At 43.7% G+C, this 18,273-nt stretch carries 16 protein-coding genes, 2 pseudogenes and 1 riboswitch; of the genes and pseudogenes, 11 read left to right on the top strand and 7 right to left on the bottom strand.

Going from position 1 to position 18,273, the window contains the following annotated elements; genetic code table 11:
- Nucleotides 1-250: 250 nt before the first annotated feature.
- Genes AB4371_RS03085 through AB4371_RS03070 form a run of 4 tightly spaced genes read right to left on the bottom strand, consistent with a single transcriptional unit; the run spans nt 251 to nt 4,855 of the window.
- A complete protein-coding gene (locus AB4371_RS03085; RefSeq protein ID WP_372148888.1) occupies nt 251-2,407 on the bottom strand; it encodes a c-type cytochrome in 2,157 nt (718 codons plus the stop codon).
- Nucleotides 2,404-3,018, bottom strand: coding sequence for a cbb3-type cytochrome c oxidase subunit II (locus AB4371_RS03080; protein ID WP_017064719.1), 615 nt, complete (start codon nt 3,016-3,018; stop codon nt 2,404-2,406). The genes AB4371_RS03085 and AB4371_RS03080 overlap by 4 nt, the downstream gene beginning before the upstream one ends.
- Nucleotides 3,019-4,443 (bottom strand): cytochrome-c oxidase, cbb3-type subunit I, encoded by a 1,425-nt coding sequence (ccoN, locus tag AB4371_RS03075; RefSeq protein WP_017069846.1) that lies wholly within the window; start codon nt 4,441-4,443, stop codon nt 3,019-3,021.
- A 37-nt stretch (nt 4,444-4,480) separates the two neighbouring features.
- Nucleotides 4,481-4,855 carry a cytochrome c gene (locus AB4371_RS03070; protein WP_029235248.1) on the bottom strand — a complete coding sequence of 125 codons (375 nt, stop codon included), beginning with the start codon at nt 4,853-4,855 and terminating at the stop codon, nt 4,481-4,483.
- A 461-nt stretch (nt 4,856-5,316) separates the two neighbouring features.
- Here AB4371_RS03070 and AB4371_RS03065 point away from each other — a divergent pair, with 461 nt between their 5' ends.
- Together AB4371_RS03065 and AB4371_RS03060 are read left to right on the top strand one after the other, a co-directional pair.
- Nucleotides 5,317-5,772 carry a hypothetical protein gene (locus AB4371_RS03065; protein ID WP_372058255.1) on the top strand — a complete coding sequence of 152 codons (456 nt, stop codon included), beginning with the start codon at nt 5,317-5,319 and terminating at the stop codon, nt 5,770-5,772.
- Nucleotides 5,773-5,781: 9 nt separating this feature from the next.
- The gene (locus AB4371_RS03060; protein ID WP_372127159.1) at nt 5,782-6,807 is read left to right on the top strand and encodes a GGDEF domain-containing protein; all 1,026 of its coding nucleotides are present in this window, start codon (nt 5,782-5,784) and stop codon (nt 6,805-6,807) included.
- Between the two features lie 230 nt (nt 6,808-7,037).
- On the opposite strand, the gene AB4371_RS03055 is transcribed toward AB4371_RS03060, so the two are convergent.
- Both AB4371_RS03055 and AB4371_RS03050 read right to left on the bottom strand, forming a co-directional pair.
- A complete protein-coding gene (locus AB4371_RS03055; protein WP_372148885.1) occupies nt 7,038-9,470 on the bottom strand; it encodes a putative bifunctional diguanylate cyclase/phosphodiesterase in 2,433 nt (810 codons plus the stop codon).
- Nucleotides 9,471-9,473: 3 nt separating this feature from the next.
- Entirely contained in the window at nt 9,474-10,505 is a 1,032-nt protein-coding gene (locus AB4371_RS03050; RefSeq protein ID WP_017060025.1) for a PotD/PotF family extracellular solute-binding protein, read from the bottom strand.
- 575 nt (nt 10,506-11,080) lie between these two features.
- On the opposite strand from AB4371_RS03050, the gene AB4371_RS03045 reads away from it, so the two are divergent.
- The 6 genes and pseudogenes from AB4371_RS03045 to AB4371_RS03020 all read left to right on the top strand — a co-directional run bounded on the left by AB4371_RS03045 (nt 11,081) and on the right by AB4371_RS03020 (nt 14,326).
- Nucleotides 11,081-11,881, top strand: a complete 801-nt coding sequence (locus tag AB4371_RS03045) for a PhzF family phenazine biosynthesis protein (RefSeq protein ID WP_372148882.1) — start codon at nt 11,081-11,083, stop codon at nt 11,879-11,881.
- A gap of 123 nt (nt 11,882-12,004) precedes the next feature.
- Nucleotides 12,005-12,508, top strand: coding sequence for a YgjV family protein (locus AB4371_RS03040; protein WP_333912547.1), 504 nt, complete (start codon nt 12,005-12,007; stop codon nt 12,506-12,508).
- Nucleotides 12,509-12,579: 71 nt separating this feature from the next.
- A pseudogene (locus tag AB4371_RS03035) lies at nt 12,580-12,894 on the top strand (cupin domain-containing protein).
- 98 nt (nt 12,895-12,992) lie between these two features.
- Nucleotides 12,993-13,475, top strand: coding sequence for a GNAT family N-acetyltransferase (locus AB4371_RS03030; RefSeq protein ID WP_372148879.1), 483 nt, complete (start codon nt 12,993-12,995; stop codon nt 13,473-13,475).
- A gap of 165 nt (nt 13,476-13,640) precedes the next feature.
- Nucleotides 13,641-13,898 carry a hypothetical protein gene (locus AB4371_RS03025; protein WP_017060020.1) on the top strand — a complete coding sequence of 86 codons (258 nt, stop codon included), beginning with the start codon at nt 13,641-13,643 and terminating at the stop codon, nt 13,896-13,898.
- 131 nt (nt 13,899-14,029) lie between these two features.
- Complete coding sequence (locus AB4371_RS03020) at nt 14,030-14,326, top strand: hypothetical protein (protein WP_372135851.1); 297 nt, start codon at nt 14,030-14,032, stop codon at nt 14,324-14,326.
- A 127-nt stretch (nt 14,327-14,453) separates the two neighbouring features.
- Here AB4371_RS03020 and AB4371_RS03015 read toward each other — a convergent pair whose 3' ends face one another.
- On the bottom strand, nt 14,454-14,951 hold the full coding sequence (locus tag AB4371_RS03015; protein WP_372148875.1) for a fasciclin domain-containing protein: 498 nt from the start codon (nt 14,949-14,951) through the stop codon (nt 14,454-14,456).
- A 221-nt stretch (nt 14,952-15,172) separates the two neighbouring features.
- Between AB4371_RS03015 and AB4371_RS03010 the strand changes: the two are divergent.
- The 3 genes and pseudogenes from AB4371_RS03010 (at nt 15,173) to AB4371_RS03000 (ending at nt 18,097) form a co-directional block, all read left to right on the top strand.
- Nucleotides 15,173-16,148: pseudogene (locus AB4371_RS03010) on the top strand (DUF2860 family protein).
- Between the two features lie 166 nt (nt 16,149-16,314).
- Nucleotides 16,315-16,809 (top strand): GNAT family N-acetyltransferase, encoded by a 495-nt coding sequence (locus AB4371_RS03005; RefSeq protein ID WP_017060016.1) that lies wholly within the window; start codon nt 16,315-16,317, stop codon nt 16,807-16,809.
- A 75-nt stretch (nt 16,810-16,884) separates the two neighbouring features.
- Nucleotides 16,885-16,984, top strand: a riboswitch (purine riboswitch).
- Between the two features lie 90 nt (nt 16,985-17,074).
- Nucleotides 17,075-18,097 (top strand): adenosine deaminase, encoded by a 1,023-nt coding sequence (locus AB4371_RS03000; RefSeq protein ID WP_372148873.1) that lies wholly within the window; start codon nt 17,075-17,077, stop codon nt 18,095-18,097.
- Nucleotides 18,098-18,273: the final 176 nt, after the last annotated feature.

Here is an 18,273-nt window from a genome sequence, read left to right as displayed (position 1 = left end):
CTTTAGAAAATTTTGCATATTATGCACTTGGTGTCATCTTTGTTCTGCGAGATTGATCGCATTATGTTCAGCTCTGCTTAATTGTGTAATCAGTTAGTTACAATTGTGTTGTACGGCAAAGTATCGAAAACTTGGGTTTGGGCAAAAGAAAAGGAGACACAGTGGTCTCCTTTTGGCTTGTTAGGCAAACATAAAAGTTACGTGCTGTTCGCTGCTTGTTGGGCCAATCGGCTACGCACAGCTACAGCGCCTATCGTATGTTAATGTTCTTATCTCGATTTTCGTACATTTCAGGTGTGGTGTGTAATCCACCTGCATAGCCTGCTGCTTCAAGTGTTTCTCTTACCTCTCGAACATGCTCAGCCGTGACCGGTTCATTTCTGTCGCCAAGGTTTAAACGCACAAACGTGATTAACTCAGCTAAGCGTTGATCCGACAGTACATCCTCAAAACTTGCCATTGGCATGAAATTTCTGTCTTTGTCGAGATAGGTGGGTTGCAAGCCGCGCACCGTTACCGCAATGGTATTGAATGGGTCGCTGTGCATGATAATACCGTTGTTCAACAGAGTAGGGGCAATTGGATCGCGACCTTTACCATCGTCACCATGACAGGCCCCACAGGTTTGACGATACGTGGTGTAGATTTCACTGGCATACGCAGCTTCATCAAACCCTTTAGGCTGTAACTGAACGGCATCACTGGCAATGGTGTTGTTGATGTCCCCACTGAGTAGGTAATAGGACATCGACTCAATATCTTCACGCGTCATCAAGCTTAGGCTGTTTTTCACTACATCAGCCATACCCGCAAAAGCGGTGCCTTTGTCTGAATGTCCTGTGTGTAAAAAGTCTGTGAGTGTTGCTTCATCCCAACCATCGATATAGAGCTCATTGGCTGTAATATCAGGCGCGTTCCAACCGTCGATCAAGTTACCTTGGAAAATACGTTCTGGTATCAGTGCTTGGGCAATATTTCGAGGTGTATGGCACTCCGAACAGTGACCAAGTCCTGCGACCCAATATTTGCCTTGTTGCCACTTATCGACATTCTCAATTTCTCCTTTGAGTTCCTCTGGCACTTCATAATCAATAGGGTCGGTATCCATGAATACGATGTTCCAGCCAAGCAAACCTAAGCGAATATTGGATGGAAACATCATGCTGTTGTCATCATTGCGTCGCGGCACGGCGGTGATTGACTGCATGTATTCCCATAAATCCACCATGTCTTGGTCGGTGAGGTATTGATAGGAGGTGTAAGGCATTGCAGGGTACAGGTAACCATTCTTGCCTTTACCTGCGACTAACGCCGCTCGGAAATCATCGAAGTCATAAGTCCCAATACCTTCGGTAGTGTGTGGCGTTATGTTGGTTGAATACACGGTGCCGAAGGGGGTGACAAAGGGTAGGCCGCCAGCAAAGGGTTCGCCACCTTCTGCACTATGACAAGCCACACAGTCACCGGCATAAGCGAGATATTCTCCGCGCTCAACAGATGATGCTTTCAAACTCGCGAGCCGTTGTTGCTCTAGGTCACCAGCGTGTCGGATATAAGCCCCAAGCGCGAGTATCTCGTTCTCACTGAGCTGCTCATCAAACGCAGGCATTAGGTTGTTCAAACCGTAATTGATGGTGTGCTGAATCTCTTCAATACTCCCTCCGTGAAGCCAGATATCATCGGAAAAATCAGGTACGCCAATCGCTGGGTTAGCGACAGCACCATCGGCATGACAAGACGAACAGTATTGGACGAACAAGGTTTTACCGAGCTCGACTTTAATCTCCGGCACATCGGTATGACGTTGGTTGAGGGAGGCTAGATAGTAGGAGACTTTTGCCACCTCGTCTGGGCGCATGATTTCACTCCAACCCGGCATCGCTCCATTTCGCCCTTTGGCAATCGAATGGATCACAGCTTCATCACTGCCGCCGTATAACCATTCTTGGTCGATAAGATTAGGGAAGTGTTTCTGACCTTGTGCATTATCTCGGTGACAAGCGGCACAGTGAGTTTGGAATAGAATCCTACCGCTGTTCACGATCTCTGGGACAGCAGCTAATCCCTCTAACGTGGTTTCGCTGGTTTGTGCAAATTGCTCATTGAGAGTGGTGGATGGTGAACTGAGCTTATCGTCGCTTTGTTCCCAATCGACTAAGCCTTCCCATTCTCCAAGCCCGGGGTAGAGCACCAAATAACCCGCAGACAAAAGAAATGCCACTGCATAACTGATAAATAACAGCTTAGGTGGAGGCGCATCTTTCTCTTCAATACCATCAAAGATGCCAATGGTGTGGTCGTGATCGGCCTTGTGATTGCTACGCCAGTATTTAACGACAACAGACACCATCAGAACAAAGAATATTAAGGTTAAGAGTACCGCCCATAGATTCCAGAATGTGCTCATTGTGATACCTCCTGTGACGTATCTTTACCCAGGCTTTGTAAATAGCGAATCAGAGCTTCACCTTTGGTTTTGCCTCTTACTTGCAAACGGGCATCACCAATTTCTTGATCGGTATAAGGCACACCTAAGGTACGTAACACTTCCATTTTGGCGCTAATATCATCGCCAGTCAGAGTCTGCTCAAATAGCCACGGGTAAGAGGGCATGATCGAGGTCGGTACGACTTTTCGAGGGTCAATTAAGTGAATAGCATGCCATTGGTCAGAATACTTTCTACCTAAGTTAGTGAGGTCAGGACCAGTACGTTTAGAGCCCCACAAGTTAGGAAACTCATAGATATCGTCTGCTTCTTGGTTCGGGCGACCATTACGCTTCACTTCTGGCTCTAGAGGGCGAACCATTTGTGTGTGACAAACATGGCAGCCTTCACTGATGTATATGTCTCGGCCTGCTAACTCAATCGGTGTGAGAGGCATCGCTAAGCTGCCTTTGGCAATATCATCGCCACGGACAATGCTTGGCACTACCCAGACCAATAAAGAGAAGGAGGCCACGACAACAGTGGTCAAAATTAAAATGACGATTGAATGTGTAAAGTCTTTACTCATCATTTAAGCTCCTTCATTAACAGTGTGTTTAGCATCATTTGTTACGGGCATACGAACCGTTTTGTACAAGTTGAAAGCCATTAAGAACAATCCAAGTACAAACAGCGCGCCACCAAAGAAACGCATGAATAGCCAAGGTGCTTTAAAGTCCATAGCTTCTACAAAACTGTAAATCAGTTCGCCATTTTCATTTTGAGCGAGCCACATATATCCCTCGCCGATGCCTGCGATCCAAAGTGCTATTGCATAGATGGCGACGCCAGCATGAGCAAGCCAAAAGTGCCATTTAATCAGTCGTCGTGACCATAGATCGGTTTGGCCCCATAAGCGTGGAATGAAGTAGTAAAAAACCGCTATCCCTGACATCCCAACCCATCCGAGAGCCGCGGAATGTACGTGCCCGATGATCCATTCGGTGTTGTGTGCCACCATGTTGAACCAGCGAATAGCGAGTAGCGGACCTTCGAATGTTGCCAAGCAGTAGTAAAGAATCGCTGAGAAAAAGAATAAAAGAATGTAGTCGGACTTCAGCTTTTCTTTATTTTGTAGGAGGGTCATTGCGCTATTGAACGCGCCTGCCCAAGAAGGGAGCCACAGGATCAAAGACATAACGATGCCGATGTTCTGAATCCAGATGGGAACAGAAGAATAAACCAAATGGTGCGTTCCGGCCCACGTGTAAAAGCCGACCAAGCCCCAGAAATGGATCACAGACAAACGGTAAGAGTAGATAGGTCGATCCGCCGCTTTGGGTATGAAATAGTAGTTCATACCAATCACACCAGCGGTCAGCAAGAAACCGACGGCATTATGTCCCCACCACCATTGAACAATCGCATCTTGAGCGCCTGCAAACACAGAGTAGGACTTCATCGCCAACACAGGCATCGCGAGGTTGTTCACGATGAAAATCATTGCAACGACGATAATGAATGCAGCAAAGAACCAGTTAGCCACAAAGATATGGCTGACCTTTCGTTTAGCAAGGGTGCCAAAGAACAACACCGCGTACAGCACCCAAACCAACACAATCATCAAGTCGATTGGCCATTCAAGCTCCGCATACTCTTTTGAGGTAGTGTGGCCTGCGGGTAAGGAAATGACCGCAAGTAACAGGATGAATTGCCAGCCCCAAAATACCATCCATGAAAGGCTTTTGTTGAACAAGTCACAATGGCCTGTTCGCTGGGCAATGTACAAAGACGTCCCCATCAAGATATTCACGACGAAGCCGTAAATTACTCCAGAGGTATGTAGCGGACGCAGTCGACCAAATTGGAAATACTGAGAATCAAAGTTTAAGACTGGCCAATATAATTGCGCGGCGAGAATCACGCCGATGATCATACCTACAATCGCCCACACTAAGGATGCAATGATGAAGTACTTCACGACCTTAATGCTGTATTGCGTTGTCACTTGTTCCATAACAAGGCTCCTTGCCTAGAGGTTTTGAATCGCTGACTTAATTTGAATCGCTGAGCGAGCCTGCTTCGTTGCCGAGCACAGAATAGAAATAGGAAATGTCACGGATGTCTTGGTCTGAGAGCGTGTCGGCTTGTTGTTGCATGAGAATCGCTAAGCCACTGGTTCTTTCTCGAGTCTGGTAATCTTTCAATGAAGAGATGAGATAACCCACTTTTTGACCGCGAAGGTTCGGGTAGGGATCTTGTGTTGAGATGCCATCAGCGCCATGACAGGTCATACACACTTTAGCTTTTTGTTTACCTAATTCGAATTGTTCTTGATTAACTTCAGCAGAAACAGGAAACATGACCAGCGTCATTACTAGGGTAGAAAGTGTCGCCATGGGGTTAAATTTTTTTATATTCAAACTCATTCTCGATTCCCTTGATTATGAAATGAGTAAGCTTTCTAAGATCAATACACGAGATCAACTGGTGAAGTAGAAACGACTGGAACTCGTTATTAAGTCTCTTAAAGCTGCTTACGTTCGATTAAAGGTTATGCAGCAACCAGCATTCTCGCTACTGACTTACTCATATTTATTGTTAATTTTGTTGTTTCATACGTATTCATAGGGCTTATTGGTTTACTTACGCAGAGTAAAATACGAGTTTTTGTTACTAGACGGTTGAGAAGGAATACGTCAAGCGGGTAGGGAGTGCTGAACGAGAGCGGTGATGGAAGAGACAGAGAAACGGCGAAGTTATTGAAAAACAGCGAGGTGTAGGAGCATTCGGAATAAAGTGATACCAATCAATCTGAGTGGTATCGGTACAAGTTAAATGGTCAATTTATACTAGACTCAATTTAGTGACCTTTTAAATGGAGTTTAGAATGAGAACTGTATTCTTGTTGATGCTTTGGCTTTGCTCGTTTTCGATTTTTGCAGCCTCAGAGTTAACGGTTTTCGACCACTCTGGGCAAAAGCATGGTTTTAGTAGAGAGCAACTCCTGTCACTTCCTCAGACAGAAATTACTACCACCTTGCCTTGGGTCGAGGGTCTGACCGTTTATAGTGGTGTGACGTTACAAACGGTGCTTGAAAATATGGATCTACCGATATCATCACAAGTCACTTTCGTAGCATTGAATGACTATAAAATTGCGGTGCCCAAAGAAGATTTTGATACCTATGAACCCATCATTGCGATTAAAAAGAATGGGGAGTTTATGTCTGTGAGAGAGAAAGGCCCGTTTTGGTTGATTTACCCACTCTCTGCGAATCCTGAGACTAATACCCCTGATTTCCATGCCAAGATGATTTGGCAGATTCGTGATATTCACCTGTAGAGGCTAATTATGAAGAAGCTGTTGTCTATGGCCGCAATCAAAGTCGTTGTTTTGTCTTTGGCCGTGGTTGTTCTATCCGTCAATATCTACAGCGTTACTCGAATTAATGACATCAACAAGAGCTTTTCTAATCGCCAAAATGAGGCAACATGGTTTGTTTTCCAATTGGTAAAGGAATACGCGAATTTCTTGATGGTGAGCCGTTCGGATAATCTCAATTACGACGATTTGTGGTTAGCCTATGATATTACGTGGAGCCGCTTTGATATTCTGATCAACAGTACCGAATCTTCTAACTTCATTAAATCTGCCAACTTCAAACCTTATTTCACCGGAGAGTTTGAGAAATTTAAGTCGCTAGAATCCTCAATTAAGTTGGTGAATCAAGGCGCTTTGCCTAAGGAATCACTGCAGAAGAAAATTGATATTTGTTACAACACGCTGGTCGAATTTATTAACGAAAAGTTTCGACTTCAAAGCCCGGTTATTGAAGAAAACACCACAATGGTCGACAAGTTGGTGATGATGCATCAGATAAGCAGCGTATTTCTGGTGTTGCTACTGCTTGTGACAGGAGCGATTTTTTACGTCGACTTTGCAATCAAACGAAAACTTCATTCTACCGACTTCATTACTGGCTTTCGCAATCGAGTCTCGCTCATGCAGTTTGTTAAGAACAGCTATCCAACAAACGGTGATTTCGACCTTTACTTTGTAAGAATCAGAAACCTTAGTGAGATAAACCAAAAGTATGGACTTGAATATGGAGACTTGGTGGTGAGTTCAGCTGCTAAGTCCCTGACGGCAAAGGTACCGGAAAGTACTATCTCGTTTCGTAGTAGTGGCAGTCAGTTTCTATTCTTCATTCCTGAGCAATTGTACACAAGTGATGAGATACAGGAAAAATTCAATGACGTGCTTAAGGATTATATCTCTGCGGGGAATTTAGAATTGATGATTGACGCTGTAGTCAGGCATAAGAAGAACATCAGCTCTAAAGATATGATGGAGCTACTAACGACAATGCAGAGTTAATCCCCGCATCAGCGATAAGTTAGATCATTAGGTTTTGTTGACTGTACGCTCACCATTCTCCCGCTTCACTATCATGGCTTTTGCCATTCTTTATTTGCCTCCTCATTCAATGTGCAGCCAATAGAGAGCTCCTGCTCTGATGAAGATAGTTCTACTACTAGTTATAGCTATAGTGGCTTTCCGCGCTTGAATAGGAAGAGAGGCTTTGAGGTTTAGGTTTAGGTTTAAGGTTACTGCTTTTGAGTGAGTGCAACGATTCGCTCGTTAGATCTCGAACTGCTAACAGACTGCGGGTTTAAAATTGCTTGCGGGTTATGGTTTCGAACAAACTCGATGAATTCCAGATAAGTGAGTGGCTGACTGAAGAAGTAGCCTTGTATTAGGTTACAGTTGGCTTTTCTGAGGTAATGATACTGTTCTATCGACTCAACACCTTCTCCGACGACTAGCGTGTCACAAGAGTGGCCTAAGTTAACCATAGATTCGACCATCTTGCGGTCGGCCTTGTCGTCTACCATGTTATCGATAAAGCTCTTATCAATTTTGAGCTCATCCACAGGGTAGTGGAGAAGTTGGTTAAACGCTGTGTAGCCCGTACCAAAATCGTCAAGGGAGACCTTTAAACCTAAGCTTCTGAGGCTCTCGATAGTCTGCACCGTAAGCTTGGTACTTTTCACGTAACTGGTCTCGGTAATCTCTATAATAATGTTGCCAGGTGGCACTTGATAACGTTCGAGTACTTTACGGATGTTGTCGGCAAAATTACGGTTGTAGAGCTCCATCGCCGAGATATTAATTGACAGAGTACCCTTGTATTTATGAAGTTCTGAAAGCTCTTTATAGCTTTTGATCGCGGTGCCAATGACCCACATGTCGAGCCTGGCAATAAGGTTACTCTTTTCTGCAACTGGGATAAATTCTTCTGGTCCCGCATCGATATCGAATAAGGCTGGGCAACGAATCAGGCACTCCGCGCCATCTATCTGAAGTGTCTTGGCGTTAAAAATAGGCATAAAGCGAAGTTCAAAGTTGTCACTTTCGCAGCACTCTAAGAGTCTTTTCTCTACAACGTCATGGCGTTCCAAGGTATGTAACAACTCTTCGCCATAAACAATACGACTTTCGCCATCACTATGAGACTTCGCATTAGCTAACATTTCATCGATGCATCGGTGCCAAATCTCATCGAACTTTGGCGTGTCGAGCGGTAAAACACCTGTTGCGAGTGATAATCGAAACCCATAGTAGTCAAGGAAGGTGGTGCCGGTCAGCGTATTGTTGATGTTCTCAATTTCTTCGTTTATCACTTGGTTCTTACCCATCTCCAAGATCGCGATAAACTGATTCCCTCCCAGTCTGGCTAAAGAGTAATCACTGCAACTAAAGCCCAAAGAGGCTTGTTGGTTTTGTAGTGTCTCTTTCAGTGCTTTAGCTAAGCTTATCAGTACATTATCACCAACTTTTGCCCCGTAGAGATCGTTAATTTTACGAAAATCGATGATGTCCCAACAAACCACATAGCAGTGTGGGCTCATCGAGCTTTTTAGTCGTACATCAAGGTGTCTGATGAAAGAGCGTCGGTTAGCTAGCTTGGTGAGTTGGTCGAATTCGGCTTCGAACTTCAACTCTGTTAATGAGTCTATGTACGCGTTCTTTAAACCATCAATTTCACTTTGCCCTGATGAGCGTTTGAAGTATCTAAGTTTGAGCCCGCCGATCGATATCTCTTGAAGTAAGTCTTTAAGCGGTCGCACGAGTTGGTAACGTACCACTAAATGTACGATCAACATGATCGTAAAGAGAGTACCAAAGCCACCTAACAAGGTTTGTTTAGCGATGATGGCTTTCTCATGGTTGAACTTTTGTTCTCGAATATTTACTTGCGCGATGAGATGTCGGCTGGTCATCTGCACATTGATATTATCTTGGGTTTGCTCAATTGATTTGATAACGAATTGGGTATTTTCAATGTTGGCAGCGTCTGAGGATGGCTCGATTAAGAACTGAATATTGTCATCGTCATTGTATTTGATTAATAAGCTAGAGAGTTGTATCAGAGGTCCGTCAGCAATCAAAATGTAGCGATTTAAACTGCTACTTGCACGTTTATCTTGAGGAAGGAGGTAAGGGTCAATTGCCGCAACATACGAATATCTGAGCTCGCCACTAATCGAGACATAAGAGAAGCCTTCGTAGGAGAGTTCATTTTTGCTTATTAACGAGGTGTATATATCGAAGACTCTTTCGTAAATCTTGTCAGGGATCTTTAGCCCCTCGAAAGGATCGGCTCTGAGAGTCGAAAGCGTTAATTTGAACTTAGGGTCCACGATATAAACATTGCGTTGCCCAAATTGATTGACGTGATTCTGGCTTAATACTCGGAGTACTCGTTTTTCCAATAGCGATAGAGTCGTGGAGTCGCCAGGATTTTGAATGTAGCGGAGGAACTGCAACGAAGAACCGATATCTTTAACTAGTAAGGACAAGCCGAGCTGCTCGTATTCCGCCGCGACTAAAGCGGTGTTCACATCAGATTGCACCTTGTCCAAATACATGTGCTTAGCATGATTTGATGCGAAGTTGTACATCACGATTCCTGCTATCAGGAGCACAAATGTCAGCGTTGGTAAAAGTACAAAATAGAGCTTCTTCAATACTGGCATGAGTTATCTCAAACTGTCGACAATACGATTGCGAATTTGAATGCTACTCGGTTCTAACGGCTGATAAAGGTAGCTGCGATCTAATACTTCTTTATTCGGGAAAAGCTCGGGATCGTTTTGATACTCCTGAGAAGTGAGTGCTTTTGCTTTTGAACTTGGCGTTGCAAACCATGAATCCATTGCGTTTTGAGCGGCGATTTCGGGTTGCGATAAGAAGGAGAGAATCGTGGTTGCCTGTGGAGATCGCTCTCCGTTGTTAATTGCAGCCATACACTCTAACCATAAGGTTGTTCCTTCTAGAGGCACTGTGTAGGCCCAAGATGCCTCAGGTTCGGCATCATTAAGCACATAGCTGTCACCTGAGTATCCGTAGGCGAGGTCGATGTTGGCTAAGTGTTCGGGATGACGAATATAATCGACAACGTATTCATTACTTTCAAGGTGAGGCTTCTGTGCTTGTAGCGTTTTGTAAGCGACTCGAAGTTCTTGTTCGTTGTTGGTAAACGGCTCAAATTGATTCATCAGAAGCGCAGCACTCACCAAATCCGTAGGCTCATAATACATGCTGATTCGGCCGCTGGTTTTGGTTTCAGGGTCTAGAAGAGCGCCCCAAGACTTGGGAGTCTCAACTTTTCCGCTTCGGTATAAGATGCCGGATGTCCCCCAAGCGTAGGGGATTCCATATTCGCCACACCCATCCACCCATCTTGAGTCAAAGTTGCTTGAAAGGGATTGCTGCAAGTCGCTCAGGTTGTGGAATAAGTTCTGTTTAGCCAGCGCTTTCAGTTTCATACTTTCAATGACAACCAATTCAAACGCACCTCGTCGTTCACTCAATAGCACTTCATCACGAATGGACTCGTCAGAAAAATATTGCTGCTTTAGTGAGATGCCGTAGGTATCACTCAACTGGGTAACGACGCTGTCAGATAAAAATTCATCCCAATTGTAGAGATAAATATCATGCTGCTGGCCAAATACAGGGCTAGCCAAAAAGGATGTTGACGCAAGTATTGATACGCAAAACGCTTTCACTGACGGATTCCCTTTCGTACGTGATAACTAAATCGTAGCCCAAAATTTGCGACATGATTCAAATTTAGGCACTTAATTTAACTTCAACTTCATGCATTTCATGCAAATAGCAACTTGCTACTCCTACTTGATACCGAACCTTTATCGTGTGAGGCAAGGATGACTCCGTCGTATCGTATTCAACACAAGTACGTATTCCAGTTTATTGTCCGTGAATGGATTATTTAAATTAATATTCATCATAATATCCATTCTTACAAGTTATTATGCAAATATTAAGCATTAAATAATGATGCGGTGATTACCTTTTTCGGGTTTTCGCTCGCATTAATCGTCGTTATTCCTTTGTTTTGCCATCGCGATTTACTCTTATGTTCAATGTTCTTTTATCCCTAAAAACACTTCTATAACGTTTTGTTTATCATTTGTTTCGTTTCTCAATAAGTATCGATAAAGTTGTTGCTAAAGACTTGTAGCACAAGGTGATTGTGCTTATTGTGGGCAGCAATATCTAGGTTATGTCCCAACGAGCCATGATTGCCGGTTTGGGAAATGTTGTGCATTTAGGAGCCATTGTGGATTTAGAGATATATCAAGTAGATTCGTTTACAACTCAAGCGTTTAAAGGGAACCCTGCCGGGGTCTGTATCTCCAAAGAGTCGTTGGATGAGTCGTTAATGTTTTCAATCGCTGAAGAGATGGCGGTATCTGAAACGGCTTTTCTCGCGCTTAACACTATGACGCTTAAATGGTTCACTCCCGAAGTCGAAGTGAAGCTGTGTGGACATGGCACACTGGCAACGGTTCATGTGATGAAAGAACAAGGACTGCTTGAGACAGGTGATAAGGTCGTGTTTAACACCTTATCTGGGGAATTATCTGCCGCCGTTTGTGAATCGTCTATCGAGCTTGATTTTCCTAGTACACAGCTATCATTGCGTTCTGAACCCAACCTCACGCTGCTTGAACACCTAGGTATAGATCCGCATCAAGTAGTTTCATTCAGAGAATTTGACTCTAAGCAGTTAATCGAAGTTTCCAACGAACAAGTGTTATTGGAGCTTTCACCAAACTTTGATGCGTTAAAAGGCATTCAAGGTCGCGGTGTTGTGGTCACAGCATTGGCAGCAAATACGGAACTTGATTTTGTTTCTCGTTACTTTGCACCCTGGGTTGGGGTTAATGAAGATCCTGTGACTGGTTCGGCGCATTGCGCATTGACGCAGCACTGGGCAGAAAAGCTCAACAAAAGCAGTTTCAGTGCTTATCAGGCGTCTCGTCGTGGTGGTTATATGTCGACAGAGCTCTTAGCTAATGGGCGAACAAAGTTAATCGGTTCTGCGACCACTGTGATTAGTGGCGTGTTGAAGCTTTAGATCTCTATAGAAGCTTTAGAGCGCTGTTTGACCTGTATCGTTGGAACCGCCTAGTACGTTTTATTCGACTGTTCACAGTTAAAAGAGGCGGCTAGGGCGTAATGTATTATTGAAGGAATCACCGTGTCTGCCTTTTACCTTTCTCAAGTATTAGTCGCGATAGCCATTTGTTTTGATCTTCTGTCATTCCAATTCAAGGAAAGGAAGAAAATCGTCACTTGTCTGTTCTTTGCTGGCGTTCTTATTTCGAGTCACTTTATCCTGCTTGAACAATGGACAGCGGCGAGCTTAATGACGATTGCTACGATTCGCTATTTGACGAGCGTATTTTCTACCGCATCCAAATTCAAATATTTGTTCTGTTCGATGTCGGTGGTCGCAACCGCAGTGACTTACTCAGGGCTGACTAGCATATTGAGTTGCTTTGCCTCCGTATTTCAAACCTTTGCTGCCTTCAATAAAGATGACCGTCGATTAAGAGAATTGATGATCATCGGAACCAGCTTTTGGTTGGTTCACAATTACTTAGTTGGCTCGCCAACAGCGGTTGTTATGGAGGCGCTGTTTATCTGCAGTAACTTGGTGGGTTATTACCGTTTTTATTTCAGAAAGAGTGCCGCTGCTTAGGTTTACAACTGAAGTTAAGGCCCAAATTATTAATCAATTCAATTCAATTCAATACTAGCTAGGAGAGCTTGATGCCAAACATTTACAATGATGTTCCTTCATCACTACCTAATGAGATATTCAATGACCTGATTGCCAACGACAGTGTTCGAATCGAAAGAATATTGTCGCATGGACACAGTTCACCAGACGAGGGTTAGTATGATCAAGATGAGAATGAATGGGTGATGGTGATCGATGGGCAAGGGGTGATTGAGTTTGAAGATGGTCGCATTGTTACCTTGTCTAAAGGAGATTATCTCAATATTTCCGCAGGTGAAAAACACAAGGTGCTGAGGGCGGATAAAGATGCGGTGACGATCTGGCTCGCTGTGTTTTATCGTTGATATCTTGCTCTAAAGCTGAGGCTGTTAGGTTATAAAGCTTGCTGATTCAGCTGTTTATTTTCACCTCAGAAAGGACTTAAGACAAAAAGGAGTATGTTGTGATTAGAATTCGAAACTATCAAGCGAATGATGACAAAGCACTGTGGGAGATCTTCTTTCATACCGTACGTAACGTGAATGTTCGAGATTATTCTCAACAGCAAGTCGAAGCTTGGGCACCCAGTAGCTTTGACTTTGCGTTATGGCAAAAGCGTATGAATGGGTTACAACCCTTTGTGGCTGAGCTCGATGGCTGCGTTGTTGGCTATACTGACCTGCAACCCAACGGCTTGATTGATCACTTTTTCTGTCACCACGAATATCAAGGGAAGGGTGTCGGGAAAGCGTTGATGGAACATGTTTTCACTGTGGGTCGAGTTCGTGGCGTATCGAGATATTTCTCTGAAGTAAGTATTACCGCAAGGCCTTTTTATGAGCACCTTGGCTTTAAGGTAGTAAATGAACAGGAAGTCGAAATGCGTGGCGTAAAGCTGACCAATTACGTGATGGAAAAGATAGTTGAAGATGGACAAGGCAGCTGAATAGGCGGACTCGTGTTCTTAGGGATACAGAAACCGAGTTTGAAATATTAAAAAACCTTTTTAAGGATAACTTTTCCTGATCTATTGATATTGTCGATGAGTTCAAATTGTGTGCAAGATAATTTGTCTAACCTAAACATTGAATGAATACAAGGAGTGTTGTTCATGAGTCATGTGAGTAGATCTAAACTATATACATTGGTGTCGATGTTGTCCTTCGCTGTTGGCGTTCTTGCCTTAGATGCTGGGGTGTCGGGGCTATTTCCTCTCTTTGTTGTCGTCATCTCATTCTTTTCATTTGTCATCAACTCGTTTCTTTGTTTGTTCGGAGGTAAACGCGAAGATGGCTTTGATGCCTATCAAAAAGCAAATCAGACTCGGTCGCGAGCACTGGTCAAAGGCTTAGAAGACTCGAACAAATAAACCTATTCCTTCAGACGAACGGTAATCTCATTTTTGACACAGTTTTCACCTGCTTTTTGTTCTCTTATTCAAGAAAAATCATCTCTTTAGAGATAATATTCACTTCAACTAATATCAGTGAAGGAAGTAAAGTGGGTATTGAAGCTTTAGCGTTTGTGATGGACGCATTAATCACCGCATGTTGTATGTATATCGCCTCCAAAATGTCTTTCGTGGTCGCAGACTTTAAATCCCTTCTTACTATTGCTGTAATCGTTGCTTTGGTGTCATTGATTCCGACAGTGGGTTGGGTGCTGGGGTTGATTCTGTTTGTGTTCCTTCTCGGGAAAGCAACGCACTCTAGTATTGGTGATTGCATCTGGGTGGTGGTCTTCACGAAGGTGGTGTCGATGGCGGTCTTTCTGATATTCGGGCGCTTGTTTATGTAATCCGGGTTCTTGCTTATATAAAGGCAGGTTCGGCTAGTTTGATACCTATCTTTACATGGTACTTAAACATGAAAAGGGTGTGAACCTATCACACCCTCTAAGAACCTTTGATTTGTGTTCATCTTTACTATTTAGGCAGTAATACAGCATCAATCACATGGATAACACCATTGCTTGCTTCAACATCTGCCATCACGACCTGCGCTTTGTTGATCATCACATTGCCGTGATCAATTCCTACCATTACCGCTTCACCTTGCACTGTTACGGCACTATCAAGTTTCATCACTTCGGACGCCATTATTTTTCCTGGCACCACATGATAGGTCAGTACTGCGATTAGCTTGTCTTTGTTTTCTGGCTTCAACAGCATATCAACCGTTCCTTCTGGTAGTGCAGCGAACGCTTCATCCGTTGGCGCAAACACAGTGAACGGGCCATCACCTTTCAATGTTTCAACTAAGCCTGCCGCTTTTACTGCTGCTACCAAGGTGTTGAAAGAGCCGTTTCCAGCCGCCACGTCAACGATGTCTTTCTTCATTCCGTGGTGATCAGCGTGAGCAAAAGCCGTAAAAAGAAGCGTCGCAACTAGCACTGACATGGTTTTGATTAATTTATTAAACATATTGTCTTCCTTTGAGTTTTGTCCGTTATTTTCGAGAGGTATTACGAAAGCCCAATCGTGATAGATCAATTTGTTGTGTCTTTGAGTGAATGGTTAACGATATCGACTGCGCCAAGCGAATAAATTTATATTGTTAAATGATTGTTATGATTTCATTTTGATGCTTATAGTTATTTGATGCTTATAGTTATTTGGTGATTATTCAAGTAATGGATGTGAATATGAGGTTTGTTTTACCAGTAGTCTTTTCTGCATTGGCTTCAATGCCTGCATACAGTGGCCTTGCTCCAAGTGAAGGCTTCAGCGGTAACTTCAGTGTATTGGCCGGTTTCTACTCTGACAATAGTAATTTGAGTACTGAACAAGATTCGAATCAAGCCACCAACACCCAGGAAGGGGAGAGTGAAAACCAAGGGCTACTCGGCTTTTTGGGTACTGTTCAATATACTTTTGGCGAATCGCTGACTCACCAAGTGTATGCGGGTACGACACGAGAGGATATTGCAACAGGTACCATTGCGTTTGAGATCGGTTATCGATATCAACTTTCTGGTGGCACCATATTGGATTTTTCTGTTATTCCTACGCTTATCTCGGGTAAGGCTTGGACGGATCCGTATGCTGTTGGCGTTAATCGAAATGAAACGGATGTGAAAGGTAATGTAGGACGACTGCAGCTCACTAATATCGGTGGAACTGGTTTTCGAACGGATCTCGCATTTGGGCAATCAGATGTTGATGAAGAGCTATCTGGTAGCCAAGGCTTATCTCCGGAAGATACTGTGCTGCTGGATAGGGAAAGAACCTATGTGTACGCCAAAGCAGGATACCGCTTTATCTTACCAAACCACGCAGGTCTATTTGTTCCTTCAATGGTGTATTTCCACTCAGACGCAGAAGGAGGAGCACTCAGCTTCGATAGTTATGGTATTGAATTAAACTACGCGAAGAGAATCGGTCGTCATGGTTTTGTTGTCACCCTAGATGCAAGTGATCGTGAATATGATGAGTCGAATCCAATTTACGGGCAAGTACGTGAAGAGAATGAATTCGGTGCATTCTTAGCTTATGAGTTTGGTGGGCTATAAAGATTGGGCGTTCATTACTTTACTGGGTTTAAGAAGCATAGATTCTAATATCGATTTCTATAACTCCGAGCAAGTATTAGCGAGTGTGGGTGTGGATTATAAATTCTGATATTCACACTATTTTAAAAATACTCATCAAAGCAGAAGTTTAAGTTCAGTCTTACTATTTGTTTAATTATTTCGGGCACTTACACCTTTAAAGGTTGTAGGTTCCCGTTGCTATCCGTAATATGAAAATTAGCTTATGGATAGAAATAATAGGATAAGGAAGCGCTTTGGAAATACAAATTAGACATTTAGAAGCAACGGATAGCCAAGATATTTTCGATATTTATCGCCGCCCTTCAGTTTCAGAAAACACCTCACAAAAGCCTTATCTTAGTTCTGAACAAGTGGAGCGACTGTTTGGTCATTCAGACCATTTCACTCTGGTTGCGGAAGTCTCCGGCAAAGTAGTGGGTCACATTACTTTATTCATGACCACCAAGGTAAGAGACAGGCACTGCGCTGGTCTTGGTATTGCTATTCACCCAGATATGCATGGTAAAGGGGTCGGTAAGGCGTTAATGCAAGAAGCGATCAATCAGGCGGATAACTGGCTTAATCTCGTGCGTCTTGAGTTAGAGGTTCATGCCGATAACCACGCCGCTATTGCTTTGTATGAACGTGTAGGCTTTCAGTTAGAAGGCACAAAAAGACTCAGTACGTTCAAAGCGGGTAAGTACATCGATATGTTGCTGATGTCGAGAATACGACCAGATTACCGTTGAGATCGAACCAAACAGGTTCCTGCTTTAGAAATCGGTTAATGAGCAATTGATTAGTGAAATTCCCATTAAACTCTGTATAGTAGCAACCGTTTGCTTCGTATAACCCCAATGATATGGTTTGGGGGTCTCTACCAGCTCCCGCAAAGTGCTGATTACGAAGGGTTTAGATCACAATTGTGTTCTTACTCTTTGTAATGGCGTTCAAGAAAACCTCCTGTCTATTATTCAGAGTAAGTGCACACCTAAAATCCATAGTAGGTGAAATATGAACGCATTTATTCAAGGGCTCCCAAAAGTAGAGTTGCATTTACACATTGAAGGTTCGCTCGAACCTGAGTTACTTTTCCAGCTTGCTCAACGCAATGGCATTGAGCTGCCTTATTCATCCCCAGAGCAACTAAGACGCGCATACGAATTTGATGATTTACAGTCATTTCTGGATATCTATTATCAAGGTGCTGATGCACTGCGCACAGAACAGGATTTCTACGACTTAACATGGGCTTATCTAGAACGCTGTAAAGCCGACAATGTTATCCATACTGAGATTTTCTTTGATCCTCAGACACATACCGATCGTGGCATTGCATTCGACACCGCTATTAACGGCATTCATCGTGCGCTTGAACAGGGTCATAAAGAGTTGGGCATTACCTCTCAAATCATCGCATGTTTTCTGCGCCATTTATCTGAAGAGAGCGCCATTCAAACGTTCGCAGAGGTATTGAAGCATCAAGATAAGATCGTCGGGGTTGGACTGGACTCTTCTGAATTAGGACACCCACCAGAGAAGTTCAAGCGTGTATTCCAACAAGCAAAACAAGCGGGCTTCTTGACGGTGGCGCATGCAGGAGAAGAAGGGCCGGCTCAAAACATTGTCGATGCGATTGAAATGCTCAGCGTGAGTCGAGTGGATCATGGTGTCCAGTGCATGACAGACGAAGCTCTAATCGAAGAGCTGATTGAAACCAAAATGCCACTGACGGTGTGCCCACTGTCGAATATTAAATTGCGTGTATTCGATGTGATGGAAGACCACAACATTGTCGAACTGCTCAGAAAGGGTGTGGCTGTAACGATTAACTCGGATGACCCTGCTTATTTTGGTGGTTACATATCGGATAACTTTAATGCGGTGAGCCAAGCTCATGAGATGACGCATCAGGAGTTAGCGCAGTTTAGTTTGAATGCGATAGACGCGAGCTTTATTGAAGCGCCATTGAAGCAGCAATATCGAGAGCTTGTTCAAGGTTACTTAGCTAAAGCTGGTTCTGACCAGAATTTCTAGCGGCTGTGCCCATTTACTAGCAGCTGAGTATAAAGCGCTAGGATGGCCAACTAAAGTGGATGGTAAAGTGTTATCGACTGAGTCTGCTTAATCTCTATAAGCCTAAATCATCTAGATGAAGACAAAAAAGAAGCTGGCAGTTTGCCAGCTTCTTTCATTGTGCGCCGAGCATGGCG

This window comes from Vibrio sp. 10N.261.51.A3, from assembly GCF_041471965.1.
Lineage (GTDB): Bacteria > Pseudomonadota > Gammaproteobacteria > Enterobacterales > Vibrionaceae > Vibrio > Vibrio crassostreae_C.
The sequence above is the reverse complement of the archived record's forward strand: the minus strand, read 5'-3'. Positions and strand labels throughout refer to the sequence as shown.

Bases quoted from the DNA above. Each gene is read 5' to 3' on its own strand.
- AB4371_RS03085 (WP_372148888.1), bottom strand. From the start codon at position 2,407: ATGAGCACATTCTGGAATCTATGGGCGGTACTCTTAACCTTAATATTC.
- AB4371_RS03080 (WP_017064719.1), bottom strand. From the start codon at position 3,018: ATGATGAGTAAAGACTTTACACATTCAATCGTCATTTTAATTTTGACC.
- ccoN (WP_017069846.1), bottom strand. From the start codon at position 4,443: ATGGAACAAGTGACAACGCAATACAGCATTAAGGTCGTGAAGTACTTC.
- AB4371_RS03070 (WP_029235248.1), bottom strand. From the start codon at position 4,855: ATGAGTTTGAATATAAAAAAATTTAACCCCATGGCGACACTTTCTACC.
- AB4371_RS03065 (WP_372058255.1), top strand. From the start codon at position 5,317: ATGAGAACTGTATTCTTGTTGATGCTTTGGCTTTGCTCGTTTTCGATT.
- AB4371_RS03060 (WP_372127159.1), top strand. From the start codon at position 5,782: ATGAAGAAGCTGTTGTCTATGGCCGCAATCAAAGTCGTTGTTTTGTCT.
- AB4371_RS03055 (WP_372148885.1), bottom strand. From the start codon at position 9,470: ATGCCAGTATTGAAGAAGCTCTATTTTGTACTTTTACCAACGCTGACA.
- AB4371_RS03025 (WP_017060020.1), top strand. From the start codon at position 13,641: ATGAGTCATGTGAGTAGATCTAAACTATATACATTGGTGTCGATGTTG.
- AB4371_RS03015 (WP_372148875.1), bottom strand. From the start codon at position 14,951: ATGTTTAATAAATTAATCAAAACCATGTCAGTGCTAGTTGCGACGCTT.
- AB4371_RS03000 (WP_372148873.1), top strand. From the start codon at position 17,075: ATGAACGCATTTATTCAAGGGCTCCCAAAAGTAGAGTTGCATTTACAC.